The organism is Gordonia sp. CPCC 205515 (genome assembly GCF_048537925.1).
In the GTDB taxonomy this organism is placed as follows: domain Bacteria; phylum Actinomycetota; class Actinomycetes; order Mycobacteriales; family Mycobacteriaceae; genus Gordonia.
Genome location: NZ_JBCLVJ010000008.1, coordinates 1 through 21266, shown reverse-complemented (window position 1 = coordinate 21266; position 21266 = coordinate 1). Strand labels below are relative to the sequence as shown.

Sequence of the window (21266 nt, the reverse complement as noted above, 5' to 3'; positions counted from 1 at the left end):
GAGGAGCAACGAGCCGCCAAGACCCGCAAAGGGAATTGAGAGACATGCCCTCGCTACCTCAGAGTTCGTCGAGCGAGATGAGGCCATCCTGCACGGCGCGGGCCACCAGCGCGGCCTTCGTCGGAGCCGCGCGGCCCACGTCGGAGTACTTGGCCCGGATACGGGTGAGGTGGGTGTTGACGGTGCCGAGCGAAATGTACAGTTCGGCAGCCACTTCCGGCTTCGAGTCGAGCTTGAGCCAGCTGCGCAGCACCTCGATCTCGCGTTCGGTCAGCGCCGGCCGCGGCAGGCTGCCGGAGGCGGTGTGGCAGGTGCAGCGCGGACCCTCGACCGCGGTGCGCGTGGCCGACGAGGTGACCACCGTCATATGGGCGGCAGGCCGGCCGGGCGTCTGTTGCCCGGGCAGCGGCATCCGTCGCTGCGCGAGCCGAGCGAGGGCCTCTTGCCGCCGCCGGGTGGCCTCGGCCTGACGCCGATGCGCAGTGTGATGTGCCGGAATGTGGTGGGCGATGACCGTCATATTGTCCTCACTCGTCTCGGGGGTGTCGGTGTGCCGCTACCCCGCCTGTCATTGAGTTAGACGCTATGACCGAGCATCTGGTTCCGTCGATGGGGAGAACTACCCCACAGATGGGTAGAAGTACCCACTCGGACACAGCTCAGCCGCGGTTTCGGGCCGCCTCTGCGTCGATCAGGCCGAGGTCGTCGCGGGTGACGATGCGTGAGGAGATGGCGAACTCGACGAGTTTGGTGCGGCGGTTGGAGGCGAGCTTGCCACCACCGGCGCGCATGCCGCTGACCCCGAGTTGGTCGAGTTTGTCGCAGACGTTGTCGAGCTTGCGATTGAACTTGGTGATCGACCAGCCCAGGCGGGCGGCAGCCTGTGCCGACGACGGGATCGCACTGGCACCGGTGCCGTCGCGGCGCAGGATCTCCTCGGCGAGCACGACGATCAGCACCTTCTGACTCTCGGTCAGGGTGGGGACACCGCGCGTGGTGTCGCCGCCGATCGTGTGCGGCTCGGTGATCGAGGCCACCGCGGGTGCGTCGGCGTACACGCTGACCTCATAGGTGGTGGGGCCCGCGCTGAACACGATGGTGGTCTCCCCGAACACCAGCGGCATCCGTGCCCCCGGACCGAGGGTGGCCGAGAATCCGACGTCGCCCGCGGACACACTCGCCGACAGGTGGGTGCCCAGGTTGGTCAGCCACCACAGCCCATTCTCGTTGTGCAGCACCAGGAATCGACGATGCAGGTACGGGTTGTCGTCCACCGACAGGTCCGCTTCCCGGCCGATGGAGAAACGCTGTCCCGGATCGAGGTCGAACCGTTCCCCGCAGTAGTCGACGTAACTGACCGGGTGCGGGGTCACCGGACGCGGACGACCACAACGGTCACGTTGTCGTGCGCACCGAGCGCGATCGCCCCCTCGACCAAGGCGTCGGCCGCGGACTCGGCGGTCTCCTCGCGCAGCAGGATCTCGGCGATCTCGTCGTCGGGCAGTTCCCCGGTCAGACCGTCGGAGCAGACGAGCAGGACGTCGCCGGAGAGCGCGGGGATGGAGAAGAAATCGGCTTCCGGCTCGGCCATGCCTGCACCGAGCGCGCGGGTGATGACGTTGCGCCGCGGATCGACCCGCGCCTGCTCGGGGGTGAGGAACCCGGCGTCGACGAACTCCTGCACCTGCGAGTGGTCGACGGTGAGTTGTTCGAGCACTCCGCCCTGCAGGCGGTAGGTGCGCGAGTCGCCGATGTTGACGATCAGCCAGTGCGGGGCGTCGTCGTGGGTGACGAGGACCGCGCCGGTGGCGGTGGTACCGGCACGACGCTCCGTCGACGCGTCGATGGACCCGATCTTGTCCTGGGCCTCGATGAGCAGGTTGATCAGTGCGAGCTGGGTTTCGGTGCGGTCGCCCTCGGCAGGCACCGCGGCCAACGTCAGCAACGCCGCCTCGCTGGCGACCTCACCGCTCTCGTGCCCGCCCATGCCGTCGGCGAGCAGATACTTGCCCGGCTGGACCAGCGCCGCGTCCTCGTTGGTCTCACGGACCCGGCCGACGTTGCAGATCGCCGCCCAGTCGAGCGTGAGACCCGCAACGGTGTCGGTGCCGGTTCGGGACTCGTCCCGCACAATGGTCGCCGCGTCCATGGTCAGCAGATCCTACGGCAAAGAGTTACCAACCCCGCTCGGCGAGCCGGTGTGGCTGCGGGATCTCGTCGACGTTGATGCCGACCATCGCCTCCCCCAGGCCGCGGGACACCTTGGCCAGCACGTCGGGGTCGTCGTGGAAGGTGGTGGCCTGCACGATGGCCGCCGCGCGCTGCGCCGGGTTGCCGGACTTGAAGATGCCCGAACCGACGAACACGCCCTCGGCGCCGAGCTGCATCATCATCGCCGCATCCGCCGGGGTGGCGATGCCACCCGCGGTGAACAGCGTCACCGGCAGCTTGCCGGCCTCGGCGACCTCGGCCACCAGCTCATACGGCGCCTGCAGTTCCTTGGCCGCCACATAGAGCTCGTCCTTCGGCAGCGACGACAGACGACGCAGCTCATCGCGGATCTTGCGCATGTGGGTGGTGGCGTTGGACACGTCACCGGTGCCGGCCTCACCCTTGGAGCGGATCATCGCCGCACCCTCGGTGATCCGACGCAGCGCCTCACCGAGATTGGTCGCACCGCACACGAACGGCACGGTGAACGCCCACTTGTCGATGTGGTTGGCGTAATCCGCCGGGGTCAGCACCTCGGACTCGTCGACGTAGTCCACACCGAGGCTCTGCAGGACCTGCGCCTCCACGAAATGCCCGATCCGCGCCTTGGCCATCACCGGAATCGAGACCGCGGCGATGATGCCGTCGATCATGTCCGGATCGCTCATCCGCGACACGCCGCCCTGCGCACGGATGTCGGCGGGCACCCGCTCGAGCGCCATCACGGCCACCGCACCGGCATCCTCGGCGATCTTCGCCTGCTCCGGGGTGACCACGTCCATGATCACGCCACCCTTGAGCATCTCGGCCATGCCGCGCTTCACCCGGGCCGTTCCCTGCCCGACAGTGGGATCCTGGATCTGACTCACTTGATGTACTCCTGAGGTTGTGCTGATCCCGCGGATTCGCGGAATGTCCCGACCATTCTAGGCGTCCGCAACGTCCCCGGTCGGAGCCCCCCGCTCGGTGATCTCGAAGTAGTTCGGCAGCGTGGCGGTGCCACCCAGTCGCAGCCAGCGAACCAGACGGCGCTCGGCGAGGTTGCGGGTGTCGCGCACCGCGTCGTTGTAGAAGCGGCGCGCCATCATCACCCTGGTCTCGGCGTCGGCCAGTTCGACCACCAGGCCCTGCGGCCGGCCGGCCGGATCGGTGAGTGCCAGCAACGCCGACACCCGGTTCTCGGCCTGCTCGCGTGCCTCCGGCGGTGCGTGTTCGGCCTGATCGGCGGCTGCGGCGAGCTGGTGTCCCGCCGCCCGCACCTCGTCGTCGTAGCCGGCGATCATGCCGGCTGCGATCGACCGGGTGACCACTGCGCGCCGTTCCAGGGCGGCGTCGAGGGAGCCGCGCGCGAGGTCGACGCGCACGTTGAGTCGGTCGAGGCGGTTCGCCGTCTGGAAGGCCCAGGCCGCGGCGATCACCACGACCGCGACGATGAGGGCGAGCACCGCAATGGTGGTGTCGGACAAGGTCATCGGCGTTCCCCCGTCAATCGGCGACGACGACGGGGCCGGTCCCCACCGTCACCGTCTCGTAGACCCGCATGATCTCCTCGGCCACCCGCGACCAGTCGTAGCGGGCCGCGCGACGACGACCGGCCGCGACCAGCTCGGCGCGTGTTGCGTCGTCGGAGAGCAGTTCGATGACCGCCTGCGCGAGGTCGTCGCCCGAGCCGGTTGGCACCAGCCGGCCGGCCCGTCCGTCGTCGAGGACGCGGCGAAAGGCGTTGAGGTCACTGGCGATCACGGCGGCTCCGGCGGCCATGGCCTCGACGAGGACGATGCCGAAGCTCTCCCCGCCGAGGTTGGGTGCGCAGTAGAGGTCGGCCGACGCCAGGGCCCGCGCCTTGGTCTGGTCGTCGACCTGCCCGAGAAACACCAAATGGTCGGCGAGGTCACCGGCCCGACGACGCAGCGCCCGCTCGTTGCCGCCGCCGACGACGAGCACGGTCAGGTCCGGGAACTGTTCGACGATCTCCGGCAGCGCCCGCATGAGGATGTCGATGCCTTTGCGCGGTTCGTCGTAGCGCCCCAGGAACAGGATCGAATGCCCTTCCCGCGGAAAGCCTTCCAACGGTGGCGCGTCGGCAAATCCGGCGACGTCGATGCCGTTGGGGATCTCCACCGCGTCGGAACCGAGGGACTCCATCTGCCAGCGCCGGGCCAGTTCGGAGACCGCGATCTTCCCCGCGATCCGTTCGTGGTACGGACGCAGGATGCCCTGGAAGACGGTGAGCCACAACGACTTCGTCGTCGAGGTGTGGAAGGTGGTGACTATCGGTCCGGACGCGACCATCAGAGACAACATGGAGATACTCGGGGCGTTGGGCTCGTGCACGTGGAGCACGTCGAACTTCTCCGTGTCGACCCAATTCCGGAGTCGAAGATAGCCTTTCGGGCTGAAGTTCAACCGCGACACGCTGCCGTTGTACGGGATCGCCAGCGCCGGCCCCGCGGAGACGACGAAATCCGGCAGCTCGGTGTCCGGGCCGGCGGGGGCGAGCACGCTGACCTCGTGGCCCCGCTCGATGAACACCCGTGCGAGCTCCACCACGTGCGCCTGTACTCCGCCCGGCACGTCGAACGAGTACGGGCACACCATGCCGATCTTCACCGCGTCGGCTCCGGTCCGTTCTCGATCCGGGCACGGCGTTCTGCCGACCAGTCGGCCTCCCAGAGTGGCTGCAACATATGCCAATCCTGAGGGTGTTCGGCGATCTTCGCAGCGAACGCGTCGGCCAGCGCCTGAGTGGTGGCCTCGAGGCCGCCGGACGGGTCGATGGGTTCGCCGCAGGAGATCTGTGATCGGGGGGCATCGAGGAACCAGTGATGGATCGGCAACAGGGCGGCGCCGGTCTCCATGGCGAGCAGCGCCGGACCGGCGGGCATCCGGGTCGGTTCACCGAAGAAGGTGACCGGCACCCCGTGATGTGCGAGGTCTCGTTCGCCGAGCAGCCCGATGATCTTGTTGTCGCGCAGTCGCTGTTTGAGTACCTCGAACGGCGGTTGCTCGCCACCGGTCAACGGCAGCACCTCGATGCCGATGGCCTCGCGGAAGGCGACGAAGCGCTGGAACAGTGATTCCGGTTCGACACGCTCGGCGACCACCGTCGCCGACGCACGGTTCTGCACCAGCCACACCGCACACATGTCCCAGTTCCCGCTGTGCGGTAACGCCAGGATGACCCCCTTGCCCCGGGCCATCGCGGCATCGAGGCGGGCCTGATCCTCCGCGGGCACGACAACACTCGCCGCCGCCTCGATCGGGTCCATCGCCGGCAGCCGGAACGCTTCGTACCAGTAGCGCGAGTAGGACTGGATCGAGGCCACCATCAGGTCGTCGGGGACCTCTTCCGGGGTGGTGCCGACGACCCGGGCGAGGTTACGACGCAGCTGGGCCGGTCCCCCGTTGCGTTTCCCGAAGAAGCCGCCGGCCTCGTCGAACAGCTTGCGCGCCAGCGAGTCCGGCGCGTGGCGCACGGCAGCCCAGCCGGCCGCGTAGCCCATCTCGGTGAGTTTTCCGGTCAGGTCACTCATCGTCAGCGGTGGCTCCCGGGGTGTCGGTGGAGGTATCAGCGGCAGGCGTCAATGGAATCAGCTCGCGGGCGCCGGGTGAGGTGTAGATCGACCACATGCGCTGTCCGACGGTGATGACGGACAGGATCGCCAGCGCCCACATCGCGATGTGGATCGCCCAGGACAGCCCGAGGCCGGTGAGACCGGAACCGACGAGCACGATGATCAGCCGGTCGGGCCGTTCGATCCAGCCGCCGTCGCCGTAGAGCCCGCTCGCCTCCGCGCGCGCCTTGGCATACGAGATCACCTGCGAGGTAACCAGGCAGATCAGGGTGGCAACCAGCAGCAGGTGATGCGGTTCGGTGATCGCGCACCACCACGCGAGGCCGGCGAAGATCGCGCCGTCGGCGACACGGTCGCAGGTCGCGTCGAGCACGGCGCCGAAGCGGGTGCCGCCGCCGCGGGCGCGGGCCATCGCACCGTCGAGCATGTCGAACATGACGAATGCCCAGATCACCAGCGTGCCGATGAACAGGTGCCCCATCGGGAACAGGGTGACCGCGGCGGCGATGGTGACCGCGGTACCGAGCAACGTCATGATGTCGGGGGTGAGTCCGGTCTTCAGCAGCGCTCGGCCGATCGGCAGCGTCACCTTCGAGACCGATGCGCGGCCGAGGATGCTCAGCATGTCACGCCTGCTCGGTCCAGGCCTGCGACAGCAACGCACGGGTGTCCCGCAGCAGCTGCGGCATCACCTTGGTCTCGCCGACGACGGTGATGAAGTTCGCGTCCCCGATCCACCGGGGCACGATGTGCTGGTGCAGGTGCTCGGCCAGCGAGCCGCCCGCGGCGTAGCCGAGGTTGAGGCCGACGTTGAACGCGTTCGGGTTCGACACCGACTTGATGGTGCGGATCATCCGCTGCGTGAACGACATCAATTCGGCCGATTCGGCAGGCGTGAGCGCCTCGAGATCGGCGACCTGCCGATACGGCACGATCATGGTGTGCCCCGGGTTGTACGGGTACAGGTTGAGCACCGCGTACACAGTCTCGCCGCGCGCCACGATCAGCCCGTCCTCGTCCGACATCAGCGGGATGTCCAGGAACGGATGCCCGGTCGCCTTCGACGACGGAGGCGGGTCGGCGGTGATGTAGGTCATCCGGTGCGGACTCCACAGCCGTTGCAGCCGATCGGCGTCGCCGGTGCCGCAGTCGCGGATCACCCGATTGTCGTCCTCAGCCACCGGTCACATCCGCGCTGATGGCCTCTGCGGTCGGAGAATCGTTGCGGCGCTGGGCAACCCAATCGGCGATCAGCTCGACGGCCCGATCGACCGCCACGCCGTTGACCTGCGTGCCGTCGCGGAACCGGAAGCTCACCGCGCCTGCCTCGACGTCGCGTTCACCGGCGAGGAGCATGAACGGCACCTTGCCGGTGGTGTGGTTGCGGATCTTCTTCTGCATCCGGTCGTCGGAGTAGTCGACCTCGGCACGGATGCCCGCACTCTTGAGCTTGTCGACGACACCCTGCAGATGGTCCGCGAACGCCTCGGCGACCGGAATACCCACCACCTGCACCGGCGAGAGCCACGCCGGGAAGGCGCCCGCGTAGTGCTCGGTGAGGACGCCGAAGAACCGTTCGATGGAGCCGAACAGCGCGCGGTGAATCATCACCGGCTGATGCTTGGCGCCGTCATTCCCGGTGTATTCGAGATCGAAGCGAGCCGGCTGGTTGAAGTCGAGCTGGATGGTCGACATCTGCCAGTTGCGCCCGAGCGCATCCTTGACCTGGACCGAGATCTTGGGTCCGTAGAAGGCTGCGCCACCCGGATCGGGCACCAGGTCGAGGCCGGATTCGCGAGCGACCTCGGCGAGGGTGTTGGTGGCGATCTCCCACGACTCGTCGTCGCCGACGTACTTCTTCGGGTCCTTGGTGGACAGCTCGAGGTAGTAGTCGTCGAGTCCGTAGTCCTTGAGCAGATCCAGCACGAAGTTCAGCAGCGAGCGCAGTTCGTCGCGCATCTGCTCGCGCGTGCAGTAGATGTGCGCGTCGTCCTGGGTCATGCCGCGGACACGAGTCAACCCGTGGATGACGCCGGACTTTTCGTAGCGATAGACCGATCCGAACTCGAAGAGCCGCAACGGCAGTTCTCGGTACGAGCGTCCGCGTGACGCGAAGATCAGGTTGTGCATCGGGCAGTTCATCGGCTTCAGGTAGTAGTCCTGTGCCGGCTTCCGCACCGAGCCGTCCTCGTTGTATTCGGCGTCGAGTTGCATCGGCGGGAACATCCCGTCGGCGTACCACTCCAGATGCCCGGACACCTCGTACAGATGACTCTTGGTGATGTGCGGGGTGTTGACGAACTCGTAGCCCGACTCGCTGTGCCGCTTGCGCGAATAGTCCTCGAGTTCCTTGCGGATGATCCCGCCCTTGGGGTGGAACACCGGCAGACCGGAACCGAGTTCGTCCGGGAAGCTGAACAGGTCGAGTTCGACGCCGAGCTTGCGATGGTCGCGCCGTTCGGCCTCGGCGAGCAGTTCGAGGTACTCGTCCTGGGCCTCGGCCGATTCCCATGCGGTGCCATAGATGCGCTGCAGGTCGGCATTGTCCTGGTCGCCGCGCCAGTAGGCGGCCGAACTGCGGGTGAGCTTGAACGCGGCGATGTACTTCGTCGTCGGGACATGCGGGCCACGGCACAGGTCGCACCAGATCATTTCGCCGGTGCGCGGATTGAGGTTGTCGTAGACGGTCAGTTCGGTGCCGCCGACCTCCATGACCTCTTTGTCGTCGATGGCACCCTTGTCGTCGATCAGCTCGAGCTTGAACGGCTCCGAGCTGAGTTCCACCTTCGCCTCGTCTTTGGACGCGTAGACCCGACGGGAGAACCGCTGCCCCGACTTGATGATCTGCTTCATCTTCTTCTCGAGGTTCTTGAGATCCTCGGGGGTGAAGGGTTCGGTGACGTCGAAGTCGTAGTAGAAGCCGTCCTTGATGGGCGGGCCGATGCCGAGCTTGGCGTCCGGGAACAGGTCCTGCACCGCCTGCGCCAGCACGTGTGCGCACGAGTGACGGATGACGCTGCGGCCGGCCTCGGTGTTGGCGGCGACCACCTCGACCTCGGTCTCGAGGTCGGGCGCCCAGGACAGGTCACGCAACTGCCCGCCCGCGTCACGAACCACGACGACGGCTTCGGGTCCCTTGTTCGGCAGGTCGTGCTCACGCAGCGCGGTGCCCGCGGTGGTCCCGGCCGGCACACGGATCGTGGCGGGTCTGGTCACCGAGACGTCGTCGGGCACGGGTTGCTCCTCAGGGTGTAGGTATGGGTCGTCCTAGATGGTATCCGCGCACGGGTGCTCAGCCGAGAATGGGGCTGGCCAGCCACTGCGCGTCGATGTTGAACCATCCGGCAACCAAGTTCAGCGCGCCGATCAGCCACAGCGTGACGAGGACGATGGCCGCGGTGCCCATCCACACCGCACCCTGCACGCCCTTGTTCTGCCGCTTGATCCAGTCCATCCAGGCGTCGTACTTGCTGCGCGCGAACTTCAGCAGTCGGTGCGCCCACTCGAACTCCGAGGCGAGAATGCCCAGGCCGAGAAAGACGATGAGCCAACCGGGACCCGGGTACGGGATCGCGACGATGCCGGCGGCGAGCACGAGGGTGCCGACGACCCCGACGGCGATGCGATAGATGAGATGCAGTTTCGGGTCGCGGCGGATGAGGTAGCGCCGCTGACGGGCCCAGAGCCGCAGCTTCTTCCACATACCTTCGAGGTTACCCAGATCGGACATCGCTGCGGCGCGCGGCGACGAGCGTCACGATGATGGTCAGCAGCAGGATCAGCGGATAACACCCGGCGGAGACCATCACGACGAGCCGGTCGTACCACTGCGGATCCGGCCAGCGCGGCTGCATGAACAGGCCGAGCGCGATGGCGTGATCGGAGGTGAGGCGCGGCCCACTGTCCCACCAGTGATGCCACCAGGTGAAGGACAGGGTCACTATCGTCGCCGGCGCCAGCCACCGCCACCACTCCCCTCGGCCGAGTGCCAGACCGCGGTAGGCGAAGTCGAAGGCGACCACGAACAGCGGCACGAACCACACCCAGTGGTGGCCCCACGAGAACGGCGAGACCGTCGACGCGGTCATGCCGACGATGGTCACCGCCAGCAATTCCTGACCGCGACGATGCGCGACCACCGCAGCCCAGATGCCGAGCGCCGCGGCGATCAGTGCCACCGGCACCCACATCCATGCCGGCGCCGCGAAGACCGGACCACCGGGCGCCGGGTGCGCGAACCGGCGGACGTCGAAGTACGCCAGCATCTGGCAGATGAAGCCGTGCACCGACTGATTGGCGGGTGAATCGACGCGGCCGATCCGGGCAGCGCGGACGATGTCGTGGGTCCAGTACTGCCACGAGTCGCGCGGCACGATCGCGAAGCCGACGACCACCGTGGCGGCAAAGGCCACGACCGCGGTCGCCGCTGCTCGCCATCGTCGGGTCGCGAGCAGGTAGACCACGAAGAATCCGGGCGTGAGTTTGATACCCGCAGCGAGGCCCACGCCGATGCCGCGGAGTCGGGAGTTCGGGCGAATCATGTCCAGCAGCACCAGATCCGCGAGGATCAGCAACATCAGGAAGATGTTGATCTGACCCAGCCAGATCGTGGTCCGGACCGGTTCAAGGGCCGTCGAGCAGATCGCGAGCAGCACCGAGAAGACGGCGAGGCGACCGTCGAGCCGATACCCGAGGCTGCGAAAGCTGAGCACAATAGTGGCGATGAGCGCGAGAAACGTCGCGCTCCACCAGATCACGTTTGCCACCGCTTGGCTCACCAGCGCAAAGGGGACGAGCACGATCGCCGAGAACGGCGGGTAGGTCCAGTCCAGATCCCACAACACCGGCTTGGCGTACAGCGGGTCCGCGTCGAGGACGGTCTGCGCGCCGGCGCGATACACCCGGAGGTCGGTGTTGTTCTGGAACAGCCCGTAGAGCGGATTGCTGATCGGGAAAGCGGTTATGTGCCAGACGATCACCCCGATTGCGGCAATCGCGGCAACCCCGACGACCCACCCGGAGATTCGGGGCGTGACCGATCGACTCCCCTCGTGAATGGTGGCGTCGGCCAGCACGATGCGAACTTACCCGTCGAGACCGCGTCTGGCCGGGCGGCGCGCGGAGGTGCCCGCGCGTCGATGCCGGCGCACCGCGTTCCGCTGAACGTTTCAGGCGGTGGAGCGACTTCGATGAGTGCTTTCGGCCGTAATTGCGATTGAGGTCCGCGCCCTTGCGGTTGGAGCGCACCTCCCGTAGTGGACGTTCAGCTGAACGCGCTCACACGAACCGCCGCACATCACTGGTTGCCTGATGAGCCGACCACCCCGGATCTCCGGTGGTCGCGAAACTCACCCACGCGCGGTGCATCTCGTCGGCGATGCGTTGGTCGGGCTCGGGCCCGATCAACGCATGGGCGGTGGCGAGGCGGTCGAAGACGAACGGGATCTCCACCGCATGGCCGGCCTGGATGTCGGCCTGCGGGCTGCGGTAGCCGAACTCGTACAGGTGCGTCGAGCCGGCGGGCCGAGATTCGGCGATCGCCGTCGTCGGCGACGAGAACGCCCGTGCGGTGAGCGCTTCGCTGACCGCGTCCCCTGGACTCGCCCCGGCGTCGAGGCGACTGCGGAGATAGTCGAGGCCACCGGGTCCGCGCCCGAGAATGGCCGCCGCGGCCTCCTCGGTGACGGCCTGCGCCCCGCCGGTCCCGGCCATGAAGAACCGGAACTCGTCGGCATTCCAACCGGCCAGCAGCGGGATGCCGGCACCGGCACCGGCGGCTATGGCTTCGTGCGGGCTCGCGGTGAGGACCTCGCGGTCCACGACCGGGAACTGCGACATGATGCCCATACCGACGTCGACCACCGTCGGCCCCCACACCTCGGGGTCCGGATCGAGCATCAACTCCAGCGCCACCGTCGATTGCGCGCGCAGCACCTGGTCGACGCTGAGGCGGCCGAACGCGTCAACGGTCGGATCGACCTCGAGAATCTGCGCCATCCGCGCGGTGACCTTGCGTGCGTCGGCGGGATCTGCGGCGGCGGAACCGTTGCCGCTCTGCATGATCGCGCGTTGAAACAGACCGGTGGCGAGTGGTGACGCCAGCAACGATGCGACGCTCATCGCCCCCGCGGACTCGCCGAAGACGGTCACATTGTCGGGGTCGCCGCCGAACGCCGCGATGTTGTCGCGTACCCACCCCAGCGCGGCGATCTGATCGAGCAGCCCACGGTTGTCCGGCGCGCCCTCGATCGATGCGAATCCCGCGGTGCCGAGCCGATAGTTGATCCCGACGCAGACGACGCCGTCGCGCGCGAACGTGTCCCCGGCGTACATCTCGAGGCGATTGGAGCCCCGGGTGAACGCGCCGCCGTGAATCCACACCATCACCGGCAATCGCCCGCCGGCGCTCGGGTCCGGGGTCCACACGTTGAGATTGAGGTAGTCCTCGCCGAGGACGATCACATTGTCGAGCAGCGCCGCGATCGGGGCCGGATAGTCGACCTGGGGCGCCGTCGGCCCGTACTCGGTGGCCGGCCGAACGCCGTCCCATCCGGCGGGAGGCGCCGGCGCGGCAAAGGCCGACTCACCTACTGGCGGTGCCGCATAAGGGATTCCGAGGTAGGAAGAAATCCCGTCGGTGATCCGTCCGGAGACCTGGCCACTGGAGGTGAGTACCGCGGGCGCTTCCACATCAGCACGAGTCATACCGACCGACGGTACGCGATGGCGGTGGCCACACGTGCGCGGAAATCGGGATCAATCGCGGCGCAGATCCGAGGTGAGGTGATGGGTCAGCGGCACGCCGACCGCTGCCATCGCGAAGTCGGTGCGCAGGGTGTCGCCATCCAGACGGTATCGACGTTCGGTGGCCTCCACCGCTTTGGCCGACGCTGATCCCAAGACGGCTCCCGTCATGGTGAGTTCGAGGACCCCGTCGACGACTTCCAGGACGCCCGCGCACAGTTCGGTGTGCCCGGTCGGCTGCGCGAGGGTGAACTCGATGATCCCCTGCGCCGGCACCCGGAGGAATCCCGATTCGGTGTGGAGCGCGCGGCCGTCCGGCGATCGGGTGCGCTGACGGTAGAAAAGGAAGGGTTTACCGATGTCCTCGATGACGATCGTCTCGGTGTAGTCAAATGAATCGATCGTCGGGTACTCCCCCCGACCGGGGCCGGTCCAGCTACCGATGAGAGGGGCGATCGGGATGAGATTCGGCGCAATACTCACCATGTGAGAGTGCGACTCCGGCGCGGAATCTGCACGCTATTTGTTGAATCACCCGCAACAGAAGTCGACGACGTCGCGGCCGAGCGGCAGTTGGTCGGTCCGCGGACCGGTGACGGCAGTATCGAGCGGCACGGACTGGGTCGCCGGGTTGAGCGCGATCAACTCCTCGAGCGCCGGACCGCGACCGGCGAGGGTGAAGGAGTGGAACTCGAAGGGTAGACCGTCTGCGACGAGTGCCGACGGTTGGTCCATGAGCTGAAAGTGCAGATGGGTTCCCGCGAGCTACCGGAATTTCCGGTGTGCGCGATGACCTGGCCCGTACTGACCTGTTCACCGGCCTTGACGGTGACCGACCCCGGCTTCAGGTGGGCATAGAACGCGTACCTACCGTCGCCGAGTTTCAGAATGACGTAGTTGCCATCGGCGTCGTCGATGGTGACCGGGGCAGGTTTGTCGGGGATCTGATCGGGGAGTGTGTTCTCGACCGCCACCACCTCCGAGTCGGTGACGGCCAGCACGGGCTGGTCGTAGGTGTACCAATTCTCGTTGCGGCCGGGATCGCCGGAGGCCAGCAGTCCGGTCGGGTTGATCTTGTTGAAGTCGATGGCAAATCGCTGGGCGAGCCACAGCGCGTTGTTGATGGGCTGGGCTGCCCGGCGGTGCGGTCCGTCGCAGCAGCTGCCGACAGCCATCCAGCCGGTGCCGCCCAGTGGCGGTCCGATAACGGTTGGCGGCGTACTCACAACGTCACCCGGCGCCCCGGTGTACGTGGTGGTCTCGGACACCGGTAGCCCCGGCGGCACCGCGACGGTGAGTGAGTGATCGAGTCGCCGGGGGATCTTTGCCGAGCTGTCGAATTCGACGTCGAGCCACAGCATTCCGACGGTCGACGGGGGTAGCTCAACGGTGGGGGTCGTCGGCGTGGACTGCAGCGACATCGCGGCCCGAAGCCGTTCGCCCGAAAGAGTTGTCACCTCCGTTCCCGTTGCTGCGTTCCGCACGGCAACCTTCTTCACGGTGGCAGGTACCGGGAAGCCGTTGGAGAGCTGCAACTCGTAGACGACGTGGATGCGACCGTCGGTTCCGGTGAACCACCGCGGGCTCGACAGCACTTTCATCACGATCGGCGTGAACTGCACGGGAGTGGCCACGGCGGACGAGTTGGCCGACGAGGGGCCGGATGAGGGCGTCGACGAGCATCCGCACAGAATCGCCAGCGCGACGAACAGCCACGCACCATGCCGAGTATGGGTCCATTGTCCGCGCATCTCGTGACCTCCGTCACGAAAAGCATGGCACCAATCGGTCGTCGACATGCCGAGCACGCTTGAATGCAAAATCAGGACCGGCGAACGCCAGGTCCTGATTTCGGGAGGTAGTGCGCGATACTGTGGTCCCGGCTGGGATCGAACCAGCGACCTTCCCGGTGTGAACGGGACGCTCTTCCACTGAGCCACGGGACCGCGCGAGGCGCCGAGCGCCTGTGCACGAGGTAGAAGATTACACACTGGGTAGCCGGTTCCCCAAATCGCCTCCTATGCACGTCCCCGACAGCTCGCTCTCAGCCCACTCAGGTCGCTGACCAGGCGATTTGGCATCCGGTGTTGAGTCGGATAATGTTCCTCATCGCGTCGAGAGCAACAAAAGATCCACAAGATCAGCTCCCGACCACGCGGATGTAGCGCAGCTGGTAGCGCATCACCTTGCCAAGGTGAGGGTCGCGGGTTCGAATCCCGTCATCCGCTCGGTGCGAGTCCTCTCGCAAGTGGCGGTGTGGCCGAGTGGTGAGGCAACGGCCTGCAAAGCCGTGCACACGGGTTCGATTCCCGTCGCCGCCTCCATAAGCACCAACTTAATAAGCCCGCGCGATTAGCTCAGCGGGAGAGCGCTTCCCTGACACGGAAGAGGTCACAGGTTCAATCCCTGTATCGCGCACCGATTTCAGGCCCGCTGCTCGCAGTCGGGTCTGAAATGCTGTCCAGCCCAACCCCCCGGTACCCCAGGACTCTGTCATGACTGCTGATCGCGCTGCCCTCCAGTTCACCCTCGAATGGGTCAAGGCCCACGGCTTCTCGGTCAGTGGCACCGACGTCGTCACCGAACTGCTGCCGATCACCCGGCACGTCGACGATGTCGCCGACCGCGAAGCTCAACTGCTCGCCGCGGTCTCACGCGTCGAGTCGCGTCGTCTCGTCCTCGCCTGAGAATAACCGTCCGTCGTTCACGCGGCCGACAGGCGTCGTGAGCTCCGATGACGTCTCCGTACACTTCTCGATCATGAAGACCCGCTTCGGTACTGCCATCGCCGCCGTTGCCGCGGCCGGCGCATTCCTCACCATCGCGCCCGCCGCCGCCCACGCCAGCACCCCGGTCATCGGCAAGCATTGCAGCCCCGCCGAATCCGGGAATCTCCGCTACACCTCGGGTCACCAATCGACGCTCTGCGTCTATGTCGGACACAGCGGCGGCTACAAGTGGGTGCGCACCGTCAAGGTCGACCCGAAGGTGCGCCACGCCGGAACCCCCTGTTCGGGGAAGACCTTCCGGCTCGCCCGCAGTCCCCAGGGCAAGGGCCTCATGTGCGATCGTGGTCGCTGGGTGTCTGCCCGCTCGATGTGACCGCAGCACCGTCGGCGGCAGTCATCCCGCAGGCGGCGGCTTCGCCTTCGAAAACTTCCGCATCGATTCCGGCACCGCCTGATCGTCATAGACGACCTCACAGTAGGTCACCGGCGGTTGTGACAGAACGAGTCCGGTGGCCGGCGCACACCGATTGATGTCGGAGACGCCGTCGATCCGGCGGGTCACCTGCCAGGTCAACAGGTGGCACTCGTCGACCGACGACACCAGGCCTCCACGATCCTCGCCCGGCGAATAGCAGCGACCCACATGCAGGTTCGGCGCCAGACACATCGCACCGTGGAAGGTGGACGACGTGGATCGCCGACCGTCGAAGTGCTTCATGACATATCGGCCGTTGGCGGTCTTGTCCTTGTCGCCGTCGGGGCAGGTGATGTGCGTGTCGAAGTTTTGCGAGATCACCACGTAATTGGCCTTGGGTGACGAACAGTCCAGGGCGGTGTTCGACGAATAGCCACCGCCCATCATCTGCCGCACGACGGGGCTCTCGAATCCGCTGACGCATTGGCCGACGTCGACGTCGTCCCAGTGGTTGCCATCGTCGCGGGTCTTGAGCCAGAACGAGCCGCCGACGACAGCGGCGATCGCGGCCAACGCCCCGATCCGCCGCCAGACCGCACCGGGCGATGTCTCGGGACGTGGCACAGCCACGACGCTACTCGTGCGCGACACCGGCTGTCGGTCATCTGGACTACATGAAATGACCTGCGCCGCATGGCCGATATACTTCGGCGGATGAAGACCAGAATCGCTGCCGGACTGTCCGCTCTCGCGGCCGCCGGCACCCTCGTCGCGCTGGCCCCGGCCACCGCTCACGCCTCCACACCCGCCATCGGCCGCAGTTGCAGCGGCAACGAGATCGGCAACCTGCGCTACACCACGGCCAAGCAGCCCACCGTCTGCGCCAACACCGGCCGCGCCCTCAGTTGGGTGCGCACCGGGCGTGTCGATCCGGTCACCCGCCGCGCCGGCGCCGGATGCTCGGGCGCCTACTCGGTCGCCAGCTCACCCACCGGCAAGGCCCTGCTCTGCGCCAGCGGTCGGTGGGTGCGTAACCCGTAGACCACCGATCCACACCTCGTCGACCACCGCGTTGTTCAACGCTTCATCGCCCTGGAACACGTCCCGGTCGAAAACTGCCACGTCCGCCACGAACCCCCGGGCGATCCGGCCCGTCGTATCGGCCCGCCCGTTGACGAAGGCAGAACCTACTGTGTAAGCACCGAATACGGCTTGCAGATCCAGCCGATCGAGTTCGTCGACGCTCTTGGATTCTCCGCGGCTGGGTCGACGGACCGAGGATCGAGCCGCCGCCAGGGGGTCTGCCGTCGTCACCGGCCAATCACTGCCTGCGGCCAAGCGGGCCCCGGCTGCTTGCAGGCGGGCGAAGGCGTACTCCCGCCGATGCGGGTCCTCCGTCATGGTCGCGTGAGCGATCATCACGGGATGAACCGGGATGTCACCCCAGAACACCTGCACATTCGCCGTGACACCCAGGCGGGCGAACCGCGCGAAGTCGTCTTCGGCAATGACCATCAGATGGGCGATCTGATGGCGGCGTTTGCGCGGTGGGTTCCCCGCGATCGCGGTCTCGACGGCATTGAGCACCCGGTGCGTGGTGGCGTCACCGTAGGAGTGGTAATGCACGTTGAACCCAGCCGCGTCGAGCGCCACCGTGGCGTCGCGGAGTTCGTCCTCGCCCAGGAAGACGACACCGGTCGCGTCCACCATGATCTTGACCATGTCTGCGATGACCCGCTCGGGGCCGGCCACCGACTCGAGCACCCGGCGACGCTCGACCAGGTCAGCGATCTGTTCCACGCCCCGGCCGGGATCCCACCAGAGCGCCGCAGTGAGTCGAAGTCGAAAGTCATCGTCCACCAACAGCTTCCGATAGGCAGGGAGCATATCGTCCATGCCCAGCCCGGTGCCGACGATCGCATCCTGCACCGAGGTCACCCCGAACCCGAGGAGGTGGTCCTGGGCAGCGAGCGCGGCGGCCACGAGCTCCGCGTCGGAACGTCTCGGTATGGCCGCCTTGACGACCGACAGCGCACCCTCCTCGATCATCCCCGTCAGGACGCCCCGCCCGTCACGAGTGAAGGACCCGGCATCCGGGTCCGGTGTGGAGTCGGAGACTCCAGCGGCCGCCATCGCCGCCGAGTTGACCCAAGCACCGTGTCGATCGGCCGGACTCAGAAACGCAGGCCGGTCGCCGACGAGGGTGTCGAGCGTGAATCGCGAAGGTCCGGCCACACCGAAGACGTCTCGGTTCCACCCACCCCCGGTGATCGCCGGCTGATCCGGGTGACTGGCGGCGTAGTCGCGGATCGCCGCGTACACCTCGTCGGGTGTCTGGAGTCCGGACAGATCGCACGACAACAGGTCAAGGCCACCGGTCGCCGGGTGGATGTGCGCGTCCTGGAAGCCCGGCGTGAGGAGCTTGCCGGAGATGTCATGAACTTCCGCGCCACCCGTGTCCAGTTCGCCGCGACGCGCCACGTCGAGGATCTGCCCTCCGCCGATGAGGACATCGAGGGCGCGTGAACTGCTGAATCCGTCGGTCCACACCTGACCTCCGACGAACGCGACCCGGGGTGTCCGCTCTGCGGTCATCGTCGGTCCATCCCTTCTCCGGCGTGGGGGTCGCGGTCTGCCGTCTTGCCATTGTCCCTGTTGACATCATCCAGTGCCCCAGGTCACAATCATTCCGCAAACATGACATGACTGTCACGTCACAGAAAGCGACCCGCGTGAGCACCCTTGATTTTGATGTTGTCACCACCGGCCTCCTGTTCCCCGAAGGACCGGTCGCCCTGCCCAACGGCGACGCACTGGTGGTGGAGATCCACCGCAAGACCTTGACCCGTGTCACCGCGGACGGCACCCGATCGGTGGTCGCCGATCTCGGCGGCGGCCCGAACGGTGCGGCCATCGGGCCGGACGGACGCGTGTACATCGCGAACAGCGGCGGCCTCAACCGCTTCGAGGTCGGCCCGTATGCCTTCGCCGGTGGCACCCCGGAGGACTACACGACGGGCAGCCTGCAGGCCGTCGACCTCGAGACCGGCGCGGTCGAGACGGTCTACACCCATTGCGATGGCAGCTCGCTGCGGGGACCCAACGACATCGTGTTCGACGCCCACGGGGGTTGCTACATCACCGATCACGGCAAGTCCAACGCCGACGTCGCCGATCGCGGCCGGATCTTCCACTGCGCCGCCGACGGCTCCTCGATCACTCAGGTGGCCGGAGACATGAACGCCCCCAACGGCATCGGCCTCTCCCCTGATGGCACCCGGCTCTACGTCAGCGAAACCTACACCGCGCGGGTGTGGTGGTGGGAGGTCGTCGCGCCGGGCGAGATCGTCGGCGGTCGCACCCTCGCCGGTTCCGGCGACGCCAACTTCCTGTGGGGCTCCGGCGATTTCCGCTACTTCGACTCCCTCGGCGTGGAGGCGAACGGCAACGTCTGCGTCGCTTCGCTGGCCACACCGGGCATCTGTGTCATCAGCCCCGAGGGCGAGTTGGTGGAGTTCGTCGAGATCGACACCGACGGCGACCCCGGCATCACCAACATCTGCTGGGGCGGCGAGGACATGCGTACCGCCTACGTGACGGCGTCGAGCACCGGCAAGCTTCTGCGGTTCGAGTGGCCGCGACCGGGACTGGTCCTCAACAACCAGACCCGGGCGGCGGTGGTCTGAATGTTGGTCAGCGACATCGTCGACTACGGCGCACGGAAACATCCTGACCGAATCGCGGTGCGGTTCGAGGACGAGACCGTCACCTACGGCCAATTGCGCGACCGCAGCCGGCGCCTGGCCAACGCGCTGCTCGGTGTCGCCGCACCAGGCGATCGGGTGGCCGTGCTCTCGACCAATTGCACCGAGTACTTCGACTGCTACTACGGCATCCCGATGGCCGGAATGGCATTGACGATCCTCAACTTTCGGCTGCATCCCGACCAGATCGCCGAGCTCGTGGAGGATTCCGGCGCATCGGTGCTCATCGTGTCGAAGGAGCTGTCGACTGTTCTCGACGACATCCGCGACCGCCTGACCACCGTCCACGAGATCGTCGTGATCGACGGCGACGACCCGGCGACCGCGTGGTCGTCGTTCGTCGGCGGCGCCGCCGCGGACGAACCGGCCATCCGCCCCGATCCCGACGATCTGGCGTGGCTGGTCTACACGAGCGGAACCACCGGAAAACCCAAGGGTGTCATGCTGTCTCACCGCAATCTCGTTGCAGGTGTGACGTCGTCGGCGATGCAGTGGAACATCCCCGAGGACACGGTCTTCCTCTTCTGTTTCCCGCTGTGCCACGTGGGTGGCTACGTGAACCTCATCAATCATCTGCTGGGTACCACGGTCGGCATTCTGCGGGCCTACGACAACGCCACCTTCTTCCGACTCGTCGGCGAATGGCAAGTCACCCAAACCGGCCTCGCGCCGACGATGATCAATTTCCTGCTCAAGGATCCCACCCTCGACGACCACGACCTGAGCACGCTTCAGGCAATCGGCTACGGGTCGTCGGCCATTCCGGCGGCAGTGCTCCGCGAGGGACTCGAGCGCCTCGGCGTCGACTTCTATCAGGGCATGGGCATGACCGAAACCGGAGGCAACGTCCTGCACTTCGACGAGGAGACGCATCGCCGCGCCGCTGCCGGCGAAACACACCTGCTTGCCGCGGCCGGAAAACCCATGCGGCTCGCCGATGTTCGCATCGTCGACGACGAGCTGCGCGATGTGGCCCGCGGTGAGATAGGCGAGATGATCCTGCGCGGCGATCAGATCATGTCCGGCTACTGGCGCAATCGGGAGGCAACCGCCGCCACATTCACCGACGGCTGGCTGCGCACCGGCGACCTCGCCCGACAGGATGAGGAGGGCTTCGTCTACATCGTCGACCGCAAGAAAGACATGATCATCAGCGGCGGTGAGAACGTCGCGTCCCTGGCCGTCGAACAGGCGCTCTACCGGGACCCGTCGGTCGCCGAGGCCGCAGCCGTCGGCATCCCCGACGAGACGTGGGGCGAGGTCGTCTGCGCCGTGGTCGTCCTCCGTCCCGAGATCACTGGCGACCTCGACGCGGTGGCCGCAGGCATCATCGCGACCTGCCGCGCGCATCTCGGCGGATACCAGGTGCCCCGGCGAGTGGAGTTCGTCGACGCCCTACCCAAGAACGTCACCGGTAAGATCCTGAAAAAGGACCTGCGACAGCAACTCACGCAGCCTGTCTGAGTTCCGCCTGTTCCAACCCTGGATCGACCTTGCAGCGTTACGTTGCTATCGGCCCCCGCCGGCCCGCCTCGCCGTCTGGGCGCATCGCCCGGCGCGCTGCTTCCGGGACCCGGCTGCCGACCCGACCGCCACTGGTCGGGCCGGCAACCCCGACACCTTTCTGTCACACTATTCAGTTCTCAAAGAGCATGCGCAGTCCCGACTTTCATCGGGTACGCGTCAAATGTGCTGCGCTGAACTGCCTCTCCGTCAGGCCTTCCTCCTTGACCCGATACAAACCATAACGCTCGCCACCGACAATTCCGATCGCCCACAGGTGCCCGATCGGAGCCATCCGAACTTGTCGGAGGCCCGCGATACACTG

The 21266-nt window shown here is 66.7% G+C and carries 22 protein-coding genes and 4 tRNA genes; 8 read left to right on the top strand and 18 right to left on the bottom strand.

The window, feature by feature from the left end; translation table 11 throughout:
- Nucleotides 1–58: 58 nt before the first annotated feature.
- From AAFP30_RS12175 to AAFP30_RS12100, 16 genes are all read right to left on the bottom strand, one after another.
- On the bottom strand, nt 59–520 hold the full coding sequence (locus AAFP30_RS12175) for a response regulator transcription factor (RefSeq protein ID WP_419230188.1): 462 nt from the start codon (nt 518–520) through the stop codon (nt 59–61).
- Between the two features lie 139 nt (nt 521–659).
- Nucleotides 660–1373, bottom strand: coding sequence for a hypothetical protein (locus AAFP30_RS12170; RefSeq protein WP_419230187.1), 714 nt, complete (start codon nt 1371–1373; stop codon nt 660–662).
- Nucleotides 1370–2149 carry a PP2C family protein-serine/threonine phosphatase gene (locus tag AAFP30_RS12165; protein ID WP_419230186.1) on the bottom strand — a complete coding sequence of 260 codons (780 nt, stop codon included), beginning with the start codon at nt 2147–2149 and terminating at the stop codon, nt 1370–1372. The genes AAFP30_RS12170 and AAFP30_RS12165 overlap by 4 nt, the downstream gene beginning before the upstream one ends.
- A gap of 25 nt (nt 2150–2174) precedes the next feature.
- Nucleotides 2175–3080, bottom strand: coding sequence for a pyridoxal 5'-phosphate synthase lyase subunit PdxS (gene pdxS / locus AAFP30_RS12160; protein WP_419230185.1), 906 nt, complete (start codon nt 3078–3080; stop codon nt 2175–2177).
- A 57-nt stretch (nt 3081–3137) separates the two neighbouring features.
- A complete protein-coding gene (locus tag AAFP30_RS12155; RefSeq protein WP_419230184.1) occupies nt 3138–3683 on the bottom strand; it encodes an NUDIX hydrolase in 546 nt (181 codons plus the stop codon).
- Between the two features lie 13 nt (nt 3684–3696).
- Complete coding sequence (locus AAFP30_RS12150) at nt 3697–4821, bottom strand: glycosyltransferase family 4 protein (protein WP_419230183.1); 1125 nt, start codon at nt 4819–4821, stop codon at nt 3697–3699.
- Nucleotides 4818–5744, bottom strand: a complete 927-nt coding sequence (locus tag AAFP30_RS12145) for a phosphatidylinositol mannoside acyltransferase (protein WP_419230182.1) — start codon at nt 5742–5744, stop codon at nt 4818–4820. The genes AAFP30_RS12150 and AAFP30_RS12145 overlap by 4 nt, the downstream gene beginning before the upstream one ends.
- Nucleotides 5737–6411: a phosphatidylinositol phosphate synthase gene (gene pgsA / locus AAFP30_RS12140; protein ID WP_419230181.1), complete on the bottom strand. Its 675-nt coding sequence runs from the start codon at nt 6409–6411 to the stop codon at nt 5737–5739. The genes AAFP30_RS12145 and pgsA overlap by 8 nt, the downstream gene beginning before the upstream one ends.
- Before the next feature lies 1 nt (nt 6412).
- On the bottom strand, nt 6413–6967 hold the full coding sequence (locus AAFP30_RS12135; RefSeq protein WP_419230180.1) for an HIT family protein: 555 nt from the start codon (nt 6965–6967) through the stop codon (nt 6413–6415).
- Entirely contained in the window at nt 6960–9020 is a 2061-nt protein-coding gene (gene thrS / locus AAFP30_RS12130) for a threonine--tRNA ligase (protein ID WP_419230179.1), read from the bottom strand. Before thrS ends, AAFP30_RS12135 begins: the two co-directional genes overlap by 8 nt.
- 58 nt (nt 9021–9078) lie before the next feature.
- Complete coding sequence (locus tag AAFP30_RS12125; RefSeq protein ID WP_419230178.1) at nt 9079–9489, bottom strand: TIGR02611 family protein; 411 nt, start codon at nt 9487–9489, stop codon at nt 9079–9081.
- 10 nt (nt 9490–9499) lie between these two features.
- A complete protein-coding gene (locus AAFP30_RS12120; RefSeq protein WP_419230708.1) occupies nt 9500–10864 on the bottom strand; it encodes a glycosyltransferase 87 family protein in 1365 nt (454 codons plus the stop codon).
- Nucleotides 10865–11063: 199 nt separating this feature from the next.
- Nucleotides 11064–12491, bottom strand: coding sequence for a carboxylesterase/lipase family protein (locus AAFP30_RS12115; protein WP_419230177.1), 1428 nt, complete (start codon nt 12489–12491; stop codon nt 11064–11066).
- Between the two features lie 51 nt (nt 12492–12542).
- Nucleotides 12543–13016, bottom strand: a complete 474-nt coding sequence (locus tag AAFP30_RS12110) for an FABP family protein (protein WP_419230176.1) — start codon at nt 13014–13016, stop codon at nt 12543–12545.
- 155 nt (nt 13017–13171) lie between these two features.
- Nucleotides 13172–14281 (bottom strand): M23 family metallopeptidase, encoded by a 1110-nt coding sequence (locus AAFP30_RS12105; RefSeq protein WP_419230175.1) that lies wholly within the window; start codon nt 14279–14281, stop codon nt 13172–13174.
- A gap of 123 nt (nt 14282–14404) precedes the next feature.
- A tRNA-Val gene (locus AAFP30_RS12100) sits at nt 14405–14476 on the bottom strand.
- A gap of 209 nt (nt 14477–14685) precedes the next feature.
- On the opposite strand from AAFP30_RS12100, the gene AAFP30_RS12095 reads away from it, so the two are divergent.
- From AAFP30_RS12095 to AAFP30_RS12075, 5 genes are all read left to right on the top strand, one after another.
- Nucleotides 14686–14758, top strand: a tRNA-Gly gene (locus AAFP30_RS12095).
- A gap of 22 nt (nt 14759–14780) precedes the next feature.
- A tRNA-Cys gene (locus AAFP30_RS12090) sits at nt 14781–14854 on the top strand.
- Nucleotides 14855–14876: 22 nt separating this feature from the next.
- Nucleotides 14877–14948: transfer RNA gene (locus AAFP30_RS12085), tRNA-Val, on the top strand.
- A 77-nt stretch (nt 14949–15025) separates the two neighbouring features.
- Complete coding sequence (locus tag AAFP30_RS12080; protein WP_419230174.1) at nt 15026–15217, top strand: hypothetical protein; 192 nt, start codon at nt 15026–15028, stop codon at nt 15215–15217.
- Between the two features lie 73 nt (nt 15218–15290).
- Nucleotides 15291–15632 (top strand): hypothetical protein, encoded by a 342-nt coding sequence (locus AAFP30_RS12075; protein ID WP_419230173.1) that lies wholly within the window; start codon nt 15291–15293, stop codon nt 15630–15632.
- A gap of 21 nt (nt 15633–15653) precedes the next feature.
- On the opposite strand, the gene AAFP30_RS12070 is transcribed toward AAFP30_RS12075, so the two are convergent.
- Complete coding sequence (locus tag AAFP30_RS12070) at nt 15654–16298, bottom strand: hypothetical protein (protein WP_419230172.1); 645 nt, start codon at nt 16296–16298, stop codon at nt 15654–15656.
- Between the two features lie 90 nt (nt 16299–16388).
- On the opposite strand from AAFP30_RS12070, the gene AAFP30_RS12065 reads away from it, so the two are divergent.
- Nucleotides 16389–16715 (top strand): hypothetical protein, encoded by a 327-nt coding sequence (locus AAFP30_RS12065; protein ID WP_419230171.1) that lies wholly within the window; start codon nt 16389–16391, stop codon nt 16713–16715.
- Here the strand turns inward: AAFP30_RS12065 and AAFP30_RS12060 are convergent.
- Entirely contained in the window at nt 16659–18269 is a 1611-nt protein-coding gene (locus AAFP30_RS12060; protein WP_419230170.1) for an amidohydrolase, read from the bottom strand. The two genes, AAFP30_RS12065 and AAFP30_RS12060, sit on opposite strands and share 57 nt — an antisense overlap.
- 137 nt (nt 18270–18406) lie before the next feature.
- Between AAFP30_RS12060 and AAFP30_RS12055 the strand changes: the two genes are divergently transcribed.
- Nucleotides 18407–19360 (top strand): SMP-30/gluconolactonase/LRE family protein, encoded by a 954-nt coding sequence (locus AAFP30_RS12055; RefSeq protein WP_419230169.1) that lies wholly within the window; start codon nt 18407–18409, stop codon nt 19358–19360.
- A complete protein-coding gene (locus AAFP30_RS12050; protein ID WP_419230168.1) occupies nt 19361–20902 on the top strand; it encodes a long-chain-fatty-acid--CoA ligase in 1542 nt (513 codons plus the stop codon).
- The last annotated feature ends 364 nt before the right edge of the window (nt 20903–21266 follow it).